The organism is Hymenobacter convexus (genome assembly GCF_030580955.1).
In the GTDB taxonomy this organism is placed as follows: Bacteria; Bacteroidota; Bacteroidia; order Cytophagales; family Hymenobacteraceae; genus Hymenobacter.
Window position 1 is genome coordinate 54,500 of sequence record NZ_JAUQON010000001.1, and the last position, 13,428, is coordinate 67,927.

Sequence of the window (13,428 nt, forward strand, 5' to 3'; positions counted from 1 at the left end):
ATGACGTTTTATGTTTTGGTGGCAGCCGTTGGCAGACTACCACACATAAGTGGCCACAGCGCCCGCTGGCAGCGTGGCCGTGGCCATTTGCCCTTTGTAGCGCAGGCTGAAGGACTGGGGGGTGGCCTGGTCGTTGAGCACCAGCAGCACGTGGCCGCCGGTGGGGGTGTGGTAGGCCACGTTGGGCAGCACGCCCGTACTGGTGGAGGCTACGCGCACCGAGCCGGGCCGCACGAACTTGCTGCTCTGGGCCACCGTGTAGTAGGCCACGTTGCGCGTCACCGCGTCGCCGGCCAGGGTGATGGCGCCCAGGCACTGGTTGCAGCCGCCGGGCGTGTGCGGGTTTTGCTCGGGGTCGGCGGCCAGGTTCCACTCCAGCACGTTGCGGGCCCAGTTGCGCGGCGCGCCAATGAACATGTTTTTGGTGTGCCAGCCCAGGTTGCCCTCAAACTTGCTGCGCGAGCCCACCCACTCTTCCGTAAAGTAGAGGCTTTTGGTGGGATAGGCGTCGTGCACCTTGCTCAGAGCGTCGATGGTGCCGCCGTAGAGGTGAAAAGCCGAGCCCTCCACGTAGGGGTTGGCCTCGGCGTTGCCGAGCACCGTGAGGGGGTACTCGGGCTTGTCGCAGTTGTGGTCGTAGCAAATGATTTTGGTGTCGAGCTTGGCCGCTTTGAAGGCCGGCCCGAGGTGCCGGCCGATGAACTCGGCCTGCTGCTCGGCCGGCATCAGCAGGCTGGGGTTGTTGCCGGGGTGCAGCGGCTCGTTCTGCACAGTGATGGCGTCGAGGCGAATGCCCCGGGCCTTCATCCCCTGCAGGTATTTCACGAAATACTGAGCGTAGGCCGCGTAGAACTCCGGCTTGAGCGAGCCGCCTTTGGTGGCTTCGTTGGTTTTCATCCAGGCCGGCGGGCTCCAGGGCGAACCCAGGATTTTGATGCCGGGGTTGATGGCCAGAATCTCCTTCATGATGGGAATGAGGTGCTGCTCATCGGGCGCCAGGCTGAATTTGGCCAGGGTCGGGTCGGTTTGGCCGGCCGGCAGGTCGTCGTAGCTGAACACCTGCGCATCGAGGTCCGAAGCCCCGATGCTCAGGCGCAAATAGCTGATGCCGATGGCCTGGCCGGCGGTGCCAAACAGCTCGCGCAGCAGCTCGGCGCGCTTGGCCGGGCTCATGGCGTGCAGCAGCTGGGCGCTGCCCCCGGTGAGGCAGTAGCCGAAGCCATGCATGGTCTGGTAGGTCTGGGAGTCGTCCACTTCAATTACCGCGCCTGTGGCCGCGCCCGGCCCGAAAACGAGGCCGGCCGGCTGCAACTGCAGCAGCTGCGACTGGTCGGGCGTGGTCACCCAGCTGGCGATGCGCGCGGGGGCGCTGGTTCTGGCCTTCGTTTTGGTTTTGACTTTGGGGCCGCGCTGCTGCCCGTAGCCCGGCAGCAGGGCGAGGGCAAACAGGGCACTCAGCCCCCAGCGACGAATAGAAACAGATGGCATTGGCATGGAAAGGGGATTAAAAAAATAGAACGTCCTGCTGAGCGTAGCCGAAGCATCTCTACCGCGTAAGTAAATAATTGCATTGCGCGGTAGAGATGCTTCGGCTGCGCTCAGCAGGACGTTCTGTAGAGGTTCGAAAGCCAATTGCCCAGCACCCTAGCGTGCCGCTCCGGAGCAGAAAATCGGAAACACTGTTCCCACCATTTTTTCCCACCTGTCCGCCCCGAAACGGCAGCTTGGCTAGTACCCCGGGTTTTGTTGTACCTGGGGATTGGTGTTGATTTCGGCCTGCGGAATGGGGAAAACCAGGAAATTGACGTCGCGGGCGCCGCCGGCCCGGCGCTGGGCAATGATGTCGAGGGCCGTGATGGTGTGCGTGGCCGAGGCGTCGGCCAGGGTGTGGCGGGCGTAGCGCACCAAATCCCACCACCGCTCGCCCTCAAAGGCAAACTCCAGGCGGCGCTGGCGCTCGATTTCGGCGCGCATCGTCGTCTTGGTAGCGGCCTGGGCCGAGGCCAGGGTGAGGGCCGCGAGGCCGGCGCGCTGGCGCACCAGGTTCAGTTTGTTCAGCACGTCCTGGCTGGGGCCGCTCTGCTCGTTTACGGCTTCGGCGTAGGTGAGCAGCACTTCGGCGTAGCGCAGCACATACACGTTGTCCACGGAGTTGAAGCCGTTGCCGATGCTGGTCCACTTGTACACGAAGGGGCCCCGGTCGTTGCCGTTGGCGCCGTTCACGCCCACGTTTTTGGCGTCGAGGTAGCTCACGTGGTCGCGCCCCACAAACTGGCCACTGCTGTTGCGGATGATGGTATTGAAGGCCCAGCGCTTGTCGTTCACCGTGTCGGCGAAGGCAATGAGCTCGGCGCTGGGCACGTTGAACTTGGCGTAGGAATACGTGGCGATTGGCAGGGGCAGCACCTCGTCGGCAATCAGGTTGCCGCCGTCGGCCGAGCCGGCAAACTGAATTTCAAAGAGCGACTCCGGGCCCTTGTTTTCGGCCGGAAACAGCGATTTGAAAGGCGAATTCAGCGCAATGTTGTTGGCAATTACCTTGGCGGCGGCGGCCTGCGCGGCGGCCCAGTTGCGCTGCGTGAGCTGCACGCGGGCCAGCAGGGCGTTGGCGGCGTTCTTGCCGGCGCGGTTGGGGTTGGAGGCGGGCATCTGCACGGCGGCGGCGGTCAGGTCGGCCACCACCTGGTTATACACTTGGTCGGCGGGCGTGCGGGGCAGGTTCAGCTCCGAGGGGGCCGTGGTTTCGGTGGGCTGCAGGCGCAGCGGCACCGCGCCGTAGGCCCGCACCAGGTTGAAGTACGACAAGGCCCGCACGAAGCGCGCCTCGCCCAGAATCTGGCGGCGGCGCATGGTGTCCATCACCACCGTGGGCACGTACTTGAGCACGATGTTGGCCCGGTTGGCGCTCAGGAAAAACTGCCGGTACACGTTGCCCACCTGGCTGGTGCCGGGCGTCCAGGAAATGGTGCGCAGCGCGTTCACGTCGGTGTTGTTGCTGGTGCAGTTGTCGGTGGGCATTTCGCCCATCGTCAGCATGTCCTGGCCGTAGGCGCCGGCGCCCTGCAGGGCGTCGTAGCAGGCCGTGATGCTGGCTTCGGCGTCGTCGCCCGACCCAAAAAAGTTGTTGGGCGTGATGCTGGTCAGCGGCTCCTTCTGCAGGAAGTTGCAACCGGCCAGCAGGGCCAGGCCGCAAACGGGGATGAGTATCTTTTTCATGGGAATTCTGAAGAAGTCGGCTTAGAAAGCGGCGTTGAGGCCAACGGTGTAGGTGCGTGCCTGCGGATACACGCCGTAGTCGCGGCCGAAGCCGGTGGAGGAGAAGGGGTCGGCGCTCACCTCCGGGTCGTAGCCCGAGTAGTGCGTCCAGGTCACTAGGTTCTGGGCCGTGGCGTAGATGCGCAGCGTTTTGAGGGCGGCGCGCTTCGAGAGGCCGGTGGGCACGGTGTAGGCCAGCGTCAGGTTTTTGAGGCGCACGTAGGAGCCGTCCTCAATGAAGCGGGTCGAGAAGCGGTTGTTGCCGTTGGGGTCGCCGAAGATGGGGCGCGGGATGTCGGTGTTCGTGTTGGTCGGCGTCCAGTGGTTGAGCACGGCCGTGCTTTGGTTCAGGGCCGTGGTCTGGCCTTCGGTGATGGTGCGGTTCTGGTTGTAGATGTCGTTGCCGAAGCTGCCCTGGAAGAACACGCTCAGCTCCAGTCCCTTGAAAGTGAAATTGTTGGTGACGCCCGCAAACGCTTTCGGAAACGGGTTGCCGATAATCGTCCGGTCGGAGGCGTTGATAACGCCGTCGCCGTTCAGGTCCACGAAGCGGATGTCGCCGGCTTTGGGCGCCAGGCTGTTCTGCTTGGGCAGGGTGTTGCCTTCGGCGTCCGACTGCACGATGCCCTGCACCCGATAGCCGAAGAACGAGCCAATCGGGCTGCCCTTCTGCTCGATGGCGTAGCCGTTGCCCTCGATGATGGAGCGGTCAACCTGCACGCCGGCGTCGTTGGCCAGGGTGCCCAAGTCGATGATTTTGTTGCGGTTGCCCGATACGTTGAAGTTGGTCGTCCAGCCAAAGCCGCCGTTGGCGCCCTGCACGTTGGTGGTCACGAGGCCAAGTTCAATGCCCCGGTTTTCCACCGTGCCCACGTTCTGAATGATGCTGAGCGTCTGGGCGCCCGTGCTCTGCGGAATGGGCACGTTGGTGAGCAGGTCCTGCGTGCGCTTCTTGTAAATGTCGAACGTGAAGGTCAGGCGGTTGTCGAGCATGCCCAAATCGAGGCCGCCGTTGTACTGGTAGGTGGTTTCCCAGCGCACGTCGTTGCCGATGTTGCTCTGCGAAATGCCGCCCAGAATGGCCGAGCCCGAGCCCTGGTAGTTGTAGCCCACGGCGTAGCGCGAGTAGCGCTCGTAGGCGTAGATTTCCTGGTTGCCGTTGGCCCCGAAGCTGGCGCGCAGCTTCAGGTCCGAAATGGCCCGGGTCTGCGGGAAGAAGCTTTCCTTCGACACGCGCCAGCCCAGGCTCACGGCCGGGAAATAGCCGAAGCGGTTGGCGCCGCTGAAGCGGCTGCTGGCATCGGCCCGGAAGCTCACCATGGCCAGGTACCGGTCGTCGTAGTTGTAGTTGGCCCGCCCGAAGAAGCTCAGCAGCGACCATTGGTCGGCGTAGCTGCCCGGGATGCCGTTGGCCGTGGCGCCGGCATTCAGGTAGGGCACCGCGTTGGTGGAGAAGCCCTTGGTGGCCGCGCCCGACGTGAACCGGTCCGATGCCTGCATCGACTGGCCGCCGAGCAGCGTGAAGTGGTGCTTGTCGCCGAGGTCTTTGTTATAGGTCAACGTGTTTTCCAGCAGCCAGATAACCTGCTGGTTGGTGGCCGTGTTGGCCGAGCCGCGCGTGGACGGGTCGGCGGCCGAGGTGCCGGGGTAGTTGCGGGTGTAAAACGCGTTTTCGGTTTGGGTGCGGAAATCGAGGCCCACCGACGAGCGGAAGGTCAGGTTCTTGAGCACGTCCAGCTCGCCGTAGAGGTTGCCCACCGTTTGGTACACAATGGCCTGGTTGCTGGTTTCGAGCAGGTTGCCCACCGGGTTGTCGCTCAGCGTGAAGGGGTTGGTGCCGTAGGTGCCGTCGGCGTTTTTCACGGGCACCGTCGGAATCTGCGTCAGCGCGCCCAGCACCGTGCCCGAGTTGCCCAGCGCCGATTCCGAGCGCACCGAGCCGTTGGTGTGCGAGCGGCTCATGTTCAACGTCGTGCCCAGCCGGAACCGGTCGGACACGTGCTGGTCGAGGTTGATTTTGAAGTTGTAGCGGTCAAACCCCGAGTTGATGTTGATGCCGTCCTGCTTGAAGTAGCCGCCGCTCACGTAGTAGCGGGTTTTGTCGGTGCCGCCGCTCACGTTCAGCTGGTAGCTCTGCTGGTTGGCGGGCCGGAAAATCTCATCCTGCCAGTCGGTGTTGTAAGGCGGCAGGTTGTTGAGGTCCGGATACGGAATGGCTTTGATGTTCCGGGGGTCGGTTTGCTGAGCGTTGAAGTTGCGGATGATATCGTTGTATTCCGACGCAAACTGGCTGGCGTTGAGTACGTCCAGCTTCTTGCGCAGGTACTGGCGGCCGAAGTACACGCTCAGGCCCACCTGGGCTTGGCCCACGCGGCCCTTTTTGGTCGTAATCACCACCACGCCGTTGGCCGCGCGCAGGCCGTAGATGGCCGCCGCTGCCCCGTCCTTTAGCACGTCAATGCTTTCGATGTCGTTGGGGTTGATGGTGTTCAGCGGGTTGAGGCGCTGGTTGTTGTTGGTGATTTCCTGCTGGTAGTCGGGCAGAATGGGCACGCCGTCCACCACGTACAGCGGTGAGCCGTTCAAACTCACCGAGGCATTGCCCCGCACCCGCACGTTGATGCCCGCGCCGGGCGCGCCGCTCGGGGCCGTCACCTGCACGCCGGGCGCCTGGCCCTGCAGGGCCTGGTCGAAGCCGGCCACTGGCTGGCGCGCAATCTGAGCCGCGCCTACCGACGCCACCGACGTCGTCACTTCCTGCCGGCTCTGGGTGCCGTAGCCCACCACCACCACTTCTTTCAGCGACTGCGTGTCGTCCTTCAGCTGGATGTTGAACGTGGTGGTACTGCCCACCGGCACTTCCTGCCGGGCAAAGCCCACCGAGCTGAACACCAGCGTGCTGCCTTCAGGCACACTCAATGAGAAGTTGCCGTTCGTGTCGGTGGCCGTGCCGATGCTGGTGCCTTTCACGAGTACCGTCACGCCGGGCAGCGGCTCGCCGGTGCCGCTGGTCACGCGGCCCGACACGGGGATGTCCTGCACGGCGCCGGCGGCAGCGGCCGTTGCGGGCGCGGACACGCCAGCAGCGGCCGGGGCCCCGGTAATCACGAAGTAATTCGTGCGCAGTTCCTTGTACTGCAGCGCCACCTGCGGCAGCACGGCCGCCAGCTTGTCGGCCAGCGAGCCGCTGACGAGTTGGGCCGGCACACGCTTGTCGTCCACCAGCTTGCTTTCGTAGAAGATGGTGGCGTGGTACTCGCTTTCCCACTGCTTGAGCAGCGACTTGAGCAAGACCGTTTTCGTGTTGGCCGGCGTGTCGGACGGCGGGTTCTGCCGCACCGAGTTGACCGCGAGAAGTTGGGCGTGGGCCGGCGAGGCCAGCAGCTGAAGCGCTGTGACGCCGGCAACCAAACACGCGGGCCGGAAGGCCAGCAAACCCAGGTGGGTAAGGGTTCTGTTCATGATTGGGTGGGAAAAAATGAAAAAAGGTTAGTTCTGTTCGGTCAGGGTCAGGCGGTTGCCTTCGCGCACGGCCCGGATGTGAAAGGTTTCTTCCAGCGACTGCAGCAGCACGTCGAGGTCCTGCACGGGCACGGTGCCCGTCACTTTGCGCTCGTTCAGCTCCGGCGTGGCCACCACCACTTGCAGGCCGTAGGTGTCTTCGAGGCGGTTGGCCAGCTCGGCAATGGTGGTGCCGTCGAGCACCAGCATGTTGTCCTTCCAGGAGGCGTAGGGGGCCGTGGGTACGTTGCGGCGGGCCGTCACCTCCAGCTTGGCCGGGGCGGTTTCGCGGGTGTCCACCAGGTCGCCGGGGGCCAGCAGCACGTCGGGCTGGCGCTTGTCGTCGAAGCTCACCCGCACCTTGCCCGAGAGCAGCACCACGCGGCCCTGCGTGCGCCGCTGCACCACCGTGAACTTGGTGCCCAACACCTCCACGCTAAATCCGCCCAGGGTGTGCACCACAAAGCGCTGGTTATCGGCCTGGTGTTGCACCGCGAAGTAGCCTTCGCCGTCGAGCCACACCTCGCGGGGCTTGCCGGGCGCCCAGGCCGTGGGGTAGCGCAGCGTCGAGTGTCCGTTCAGAATCACGGTGCTGCCGTCGGGCAGCTGCAGGGTGCTGGTCTGGCCGTAGGCCGTGGCGTATTCCTGCGGCGCGGCGGCGCGGTGCGAGTACAGCCAGCCGCCGCCGGCCAGCAGCGTGCCGGCCACGGCGGCCGCAGCGGCCCAGCGGCGCCACACGGGCGCCACCGTCGGTTCGGCCCGCGGCTCGTGGGTTTCGCTCATGAGCATCTGCACGTGCAGACGCGTCAACATTTTCTCGTAGTCGGGCTCGTCGGCCGCATCAAATTCGCCGGAAGCCGCCGCCAGCGTTTCCCAGTGTTCGTGCATCCATTGCTGGACCTGGGACTGGTTTTCGGGCTGGCCCAGCCAGTGGCGCACGGCCTCGGCCTCGGCGGCGCTGGCCGTGCCCTGCACGTAAGCCGTGAAAGAAGTTTGTGTAATAGCTGTTGGCATAGAGAGCAGATAAACAGGCGGTCAACCTCGCTGCGGCAGCCGGTAAAAGGCGGTGAAACTGCGGGCGCCTGGTTGGCAACGATTGCAGAAAATCCCAAACGTTTGCGGTAGTACACCGTGGCCCTCGTTCCCCCCTACACGGCTCGTAAATATTTTTTTCAAGAAGCCGTCAGAATACCATACAGGCGGGCCCTGCCGGATACGAACCCGCCCCTGCTTCAACCGGCCTAGTGCTTTTCCAGCATCCAGGCCAGCAGCATGCCCAGGATGCCGCCGCCGTGCAGGCGCAGGTAGCTGCGCATGGTTTTGAGGGCGCGGGCGATGTGGGCCTCCACAGTTTTCACCGACAGGCCCTGCATCTCCGCGATTTCGGGGTAGGTGAGGCCCTGCTGCCGGCTCAGCACGAACACTTCGCGCTGCTTGGGCGGCAGCTGTTCCAGGGCGGCCTGGTAGAGGTTTTCCATTTCCTCGTACTCGGCCTCATTCGTCACGCTTTCGGGGCGGCCGGCCGCCACCTGGCCCTGCAGGCGCAGGTGGTGCTGGTCGCGGCGCAGCTCATTAAGCACGGCGTGGTGCGCAATGGTGAAGAGGTAGCTTTTCAGGGGCTGGTCGTCGCGCACCTGCTCGCGCTTTTCCCAGATTTTGATGAAGCACTCCTGCACGATTTCCTCGGCCACGGGCCGCGATTTCAGGTAGCTGAAAGCAAACCGGTACACCAGCGCGCTGTAGTGGCGAAACAGCGCATCAAAGGCCCGCTCGTCGCTCAGCCGGAGGCGGCGCAGGTACTCCAATTCCGAAAAGTCGGACGCTATTTTCACCGAAATAAAAGGAAGCTGAGGGAAAGCAAAAAAACGATTTTGCAGCCGAAAAGTAAGGAAAGATACTGCTTTAAAACGTGAATATTACCAAGCCGCGTGCGCAGCGCAATGTTTTCGGCCCCGAAATCTGAAACGCGTGGACTATTCAATTTCTGCTACCGGCTAATCCGCCCGCATCGCGCCGGCACAGGCGGAATCAACGCGGCGCCGCTGCTGTGTGTGAATGAGCCGGCCAACCAACATCAGGCGCCATAGCATGCTTGAAACGCTGTTTTTAACTTTTTATCAACGGCCGGGGCAGGGTGGCAGGCGGGCGAAGTGTATTACCCCAAACGTTTGCGACCTTTCGGCACTGCGAAAGGGGGAACACCGTTGTCAAGCCCTGGATTTTTCACCACAACATTTCCGCTACAATAAATAGTCCGCTGGCGCTGACCAGTAGTAAGCGCCGCCCAACCTTTTGAAATGCTATGAAGCTTCCCAAACACCTGTTTTGCCTGTTGCTGCTGGGCACCGTCGGCCGCCCGGCCCTTGCCCAAACCCCGCCGGCATCCCCCGCAGCGCCCCGGCCCGACGCCGCGGCTGCCGAGCACCAGCGGCAGGACTTCCAGCTGCGCAACGACTGGGCCAACCTGCAGCGCTACGCCGCCGCCAACCAGCGCCTGCCCGCGCCCGGCGCCGGCCCGGCCCGCGTGGTCATCATCGGCAATTCCATCACCGAAGGCTGGGTGAAGCAGGACTCCGCCTTTTTCGCCGGCAAGCCTTACGCCTACATCGGGCGCGGCATCAGCGGGCAGGCTTCGGGCCAGACGCTGGTGCGCTTCCGCCCCGATGTAATTGACCTGAAGCCTGCCGTGGTGGTCATCCTGGTGGGCACCAACGACGTGGCCGAGAACAACGGTCCTTACAACCCGCAAACCACCCTGAACAACCTCATGAGCATGGTGGAGCTGGCCCAGGCCCACCACATTCGGGTGGTGCTGGGCTCGGTGGCGCCCAGCACCGAATTCTGGTGGCGCAAGGGCCTGAACCCCGCCCCAAAAATCATCGCCCTCAACCAGCGCATCAAGGCTTATGCCGACCAGCACAACTGCGTGTACTACGACATGCACTCGGCCCTGACCGACGAGCAGCACGGCTTGAAAAAAGCCTACGGCGAAGACGGCGTACACCCCAACCTCGCCGGCTACCGCGTGATGGAGCCCCTGCTCAACCAGGCCGTGGCCGCCGCGCTGAAGCGGAAATAAGAAGGCCGAGAAAGCCGCAACGAGCAACATTGCCTTGACTCGAAAAACTGATTATTTCTCGGCTTTAAACAATTGGTTATTGGTAAAGCCAAAATATGTGAATGCCTGGTTTCCATTGCCAGGCAAAAAGCGTCCATTGGCCGGGTCAGTCCGGCCATTCAGCCAGAAGCAGCAGTAAATGGGATGGGTGCAAGGCTAAATTTATATTGTTCAACAACGCTAGCCGGCACGCCTTTTCCTCCTTGCTTATGCGCTTCTCGTTTCTCCTCGCCATCTCCTTCATTGCAGCCCTGAGCTTCAGTAGTTTCAGCGCCCGGGCGCAGGCCGTGTACGCCAGCAGCACGGCTTACGCGCCGCGCCCGGCCAGCAGCCCGCGCGAAGACGGTGCCACCCGCACCTTCATCGGCCGGGTGGTGAACCCGGAGGGCGCCCTGCCCGGCGCGGTGATAAAAGTGGTGGGCACCAAAGAAATGGCCGTTAGCAACGCCAACGGGGAATTCAGCGTGCTGCTGCCCGCCACCTCGGCTTCCGTGCAGCTCGTCGTGAGCTACGCCGGTTTTGCGGATGAAACGGTGTCGGTCCACCCCGATTCGCCGGATACGACCCTGAAGCTGGCCTCGCCCCAGCCCATCAAAGTAGCCCGCAAACAAGAACTTAAGGCCTACCTGAAAACGGCCCACCGCGAAGCCCGCCGGAGTTTGCGCCGCCTCTAGTCCGATTTTATCCCACCATTTTTTATCCCACCGTTGCCCAGCGCCCTCGGCCACTTCCGGCCGGGGGCGTTTTGCGTCCGGGCCAAGGCGGGCGGCGCTTATACATCGGGCCGGGGCTGTAGCTTCGCTGCCTTGAATGGGCATCGGGTGATGCCGCTTTCTCGTCTTGGGCTATGCAATGGTTTCAGTGGTCAGGTAAAGGAGGGAGCCGGACGACGCTGGCGGGGCGCGTGCGGCGGTGGAGTGTGGCAGCTCTGCTGGCGGCGGCCTTGCCAGGGCAGGCGCAACCGGCCGCGCAGCCGGCCGTTTCCGCGGCAATCCTGTTGCGGCCCGCCGCCGTGTTCGATGGCCAGGACCTGCACGCCGGTTGGGCCGTGCTGGTCGAAAACGACCGGATAACGGCCGCGGGCCCAGTCGCGCAGTTGGCGCTGCCCGCCGGTGTCCGCACCCTCGACCTGCCCGGCCTCACCCTGCTGCCGGGGCTGATTGAAGGCCATTCGCACCTGCTGCTCCACCCCTACAACGAAACGCCCTGGAACGACCAGGTGCTGCTGGAATCGCAGGCCCTGCGCGTGGCCCGCGCCACGGTGCACGCCCAGCGCACGCTCTTGGCCGGCTTCACCACCGCCCGCGACCTGGGTACCGAAGGGGCGGCCTACGCCGACGTGGGCCTCAAGCAAGCCATCGACAAAGGCATCATTCCCGGCCCGCGCCTGCTGGTAGCCACCCGCGCCTTGGTGGCCACGGGCAGTTACGGCCCCAAACTGTCCGTTGACGAGGACGTGCCCCAAGGCGCGCAGGAGGCCGACGGCGTGGATGGCATCATTCGGGCCGTGCGCGAGCAGATTGGCAAAGGGGCCGACGTAGTGAAAGTGTACGCCGACTACCGCTGGGGCCCGAACGCCAGCCCACAGCCCACTTTTTCACTGGAGGAGCTGACGTTGATTGTGCAAACGGCGCGCTCGGCGGGCCGGGGCGTGGTAGCCCACGCCAGCACGGCCGAGGGCATGCGCCGCGCCGTGCTGGCCGGCGTCGAAACCATCGAGCACGGCGATGAAGGCACGCCGGAAGTGTTTCAACTGATGAAAAAGCGCGGCGTGGCCCTGTGCCCCACCGTGGCCGCCGGCGATGCCACCGCCCAATACAAAGGCTGGCACAAAAGCCAGGACCCGCTGCCGCCGCGCGTGCAGCAAAAGCACCTCAGCATGCAAGCGGCCCTGAAAGCCGGCGTGACGCTGGCCATGGGCGGCGACGTCGGCGTGTTTGCCCACGGCGACAACGCCCGCGAAATGGAACTGCTGGTGCGCGACTACGGCCTCACGCCGCTGCAGGTGCTACGCCAGGCCACCAGCGGCAACGCCCAAATCTTCCACCTCGCCGACCGCGGCAGCATCCGCCCCGGTCTGCTGGCCGACCTGGTGGCCGTAGTCGGCGACCCTACTCAGGATGTGGCCGCCGTGCGCCAGATACAGTTGGTGATGAAAGGCGGGGTGCTATATAAGCATCCTTGAAGCCACATATGAGTTGCTACTTTGTGCCGAAACATTGGTACAAAAAAAGCCCAAACCGGTCAGGTTTGGGCTTTAGATTTTTAGCGGCTAGAAGGCTCTTACAACGTCAAATATAGGGCTCGAAGGGCCATTAGCTGCCGATTTATTGCACGCGACGCACGCTGCTGCCGCCCGAGTGGGAGGCACTGGTGACGCGGGCGTTGCCTTTGTAATGCACATCGGAGCCGCCGCCTGCGCTGGCCGATAGTTCGCCGTCCACGGTCAGGCTGGCGTCGGAGCCGCCGCTGGCGCGGACGTCGGCGGTGGTGCTGCGCAGGTCGAAAGCGTTGTAGTCGGAGCCGCCGCTGATGTCCACGGTCTGGCGTTCCACGCGGCCGCTCAAGTCGACGTCGCTGCCGCCCGAGGCCGAGCAGGTGAGGGTTTTAGCGCTGAGGCTCAGCTTCACGTCGGAGCCACCGCTGGCCTGGATGCGGAAGGCATCGGCGGTGAAGGTAGACTGGCCTTTGGCATCGGCGCCGCCGCTCAGGCTGAGACCCGTGAGGCGCGGGCAGGTGATGTACACGTTAGCTTTGCGGTTGTTGCTGAGCAGGTTTTTCCAGCTGAAGCCCGATTCCCAACCGATTTTCAGGGTGCCGCCCTCTACTTTGGTAATGAGGTGGGTCTGGGCTTCGTCCGATGCCTCTACCACTACCGACGTGCCGGCGCCCTGCGTCAGCACCACGTCAATGCCGCCGCTGGACTCCACGGCCTGAAAGCTGCCCACCTGGCGGGATTGTTTCACCTGGGCCTGAGCCGTGCAGGAAAAAATGGCAACGGTGGCCGCAACAGCCAGCAAATGAAGAAGAACTTTCATGATTGCAGAAAATAGGGTGAAACGGAGTGTCCGTCAGATGCCTGGCGTGCCCAAACGGTTGCCTGGCTTAGTGCTTACTTGGCTTTGCGAAACAGGTAGCGCGTGGTGAGCACGCCCACTTCCGAAACGGGATATACCTGTACCAACTCCCAGCCCGCCGCCGTCAGGGCTTCCAGCTGCTGGGTGACAAGAAGGGCGTTGCGCTGGTATTTGTCGAGGTTTTTGCTTGTGGAGAAGCCGCCAAAATCTTCCAGCTGAATGTCGGCCTTGCCTTGGAACGGCGGTGCCAGAAGAATATGCGACAGCGCTTTGGCCTGCGACTCAAAGGTGCTCATGGTCATAAACTCGTAAGCCTTGGGCGGGGCCGTTTGCGCGCGCGCCGTCAAACTCAGCCCGGCCACCAGGCCGCACAGGAGGAAAAACCGGCGTAGCGAGTGCCGCGCTGCCGGCTGAAAAGAAATAAAGGTCATGGGCATAGGGCAGAAAGAATAAAAAAGCCGGGGAAAGCGGCTCGCG

10 protein-coding genes are annotated in these 13,428 nt (G+C 63.6%); 3 read left to right on the top strand and 7 right to left on the bottom strand.

Going from position 1 to position 13,428, the window contains the following annotated elements; genetic code table 11:
• Positions 1-36 precede the first annotated feature (36 nt).
• From Q4S41_RS00160 to Q4S41_RS00180, 5 genes are all read right to left on the bottom strand, one after another.
• Entirely contained in the window at positions 37-1,488 is a 1,452-nt protein-coding gene (locus tag Q4S41_RS00160; RefSeq protein WP_369811232.1) for a glycoside hydrolase family 30 protein, read from the bottom strand.
• A gap of 240 nt (positions 1,489-1,728) precedes the next feature.
• Entirely contained in the window at positions 1,729-3,216 is a 1,488-nt protein-coding gene (locus Q4S41_RS00165) for a RagB/SusD family nutrient uptake outer membrane protein (RefSeq protein ID WP_305029114.1), read from the bottom strand.
• Between the two features lie 21 nt (positions 3,217-3,237).
• A complete protein-coding gene (locus Q4S41_RS00170; protein WP_305029115.1) occupies positions 3,238-6,717 on the bottom strand; it encodes a SusC/RagA family TonB-linked outer membrane protein in 3,480 nt (1,159 codons plus the stop codon).
• A 27-nt stretch (positions 6,718-6,744) separates the two neighbouring features.
• On the bottom strand, positions 6,745-7,770 hold the full coding sequence (locus tag Q4S41_RS00175; RefSeq protein ID WP_305029116.1) for a FecR family protein: 1,026 nt from the start codon (positions 7,768-7,770) through the stop codon (positions 6,745-6,747).
• A gap of 227 nt (positions 7,771-7,997) precedes the next feature.
• Positions 7,998-8,588, bottom strand: coding sequence for an RNA polymerase sigma-70 factor (locus tag Q4S41_RS00180; RefSeq protein ID WP_305029117.1), 591 nt, complete (start codon positions 8,586-8,588; stop codon positions 7,998-8,000).
• Positions 8,589-9,058: 470 nt separating this feature from the next.
• Between Q4S41_RS00180 and Q4S41_RS00185 the strand changes: the two genes are divergently transcribed.
• The 3 genes from Q4S41_RS00185 (at position 9,059) to Q4S41_RS00195 (ending at position 12,059) form a co-directional block, all read left to right on the top strand.
• Complete coding sequence (locus Q4S41_RS00185) at positions 9,059-9,835, top strand: GDSL-type esterase/lipase family protein (RefSeq protein ID WP_305029118.1); 777 nt, start codon at positions 9,059-9,061, stop codon at positions 9,833-9,835.
• 248 nt (positions 9,836-10,083) lie between these two features.
• Positions 10,084-10,548 (top strand): carboxypeptidase regulatory-like domain-containing protein, encoded by a 465-nt coding sequence (locus tag Q4S41_RS00190; protein WP_305029119.1) that lies wholly within the window; start codon positions 10,084-10,086, stop codon positions 10,546-10,548.
• 173 nt (positions 10,549-10,721) lie between these two features.
• Entirely contained in the window at positions 10,722-12,059 is a 1,338-nt protein-coding gene (locus tag Q4S41_RS00195; RefSeq protein WP_305029120.1) for a metal-dependent hydrolase family protein, read from the top strand.
• Positions 12,060-12,201: 142 nt separating this feature from the next.
• Here the strand turns inward: Q4S41_RS00195 and Q4S41_RS00200 are convergent, their stop codons facing one another.
• Together Q4S41_RS00200 and Q4S41_RS00205 are read right to left on the bottom strand one after the other, a co-directional pair.
• Complete coding sequence (locus Q4S41_RS00200) at positions 12,202-12,912, bottom strand: head GIN domain-containing protein (protein ID WP_305029121.1); 711 nt, start codon at positions 12,910-12,912, stop codon at positions 12,202-12,204.
• 74 nt (positions 12,913-12,986) lie between these two features.
• Positions 12,987-13,382, bottom strand: coding sequence for a hypothetical protein (locus Q4S41_RS00205; RefSeq protein ID WP_305029122.1), 396 nt, complete (start codon positions 13,380-13,382; stop codon positions 12,987-12,989).
• Positions 13,383-13,428 lie beyond the last annotated feature (46 nt).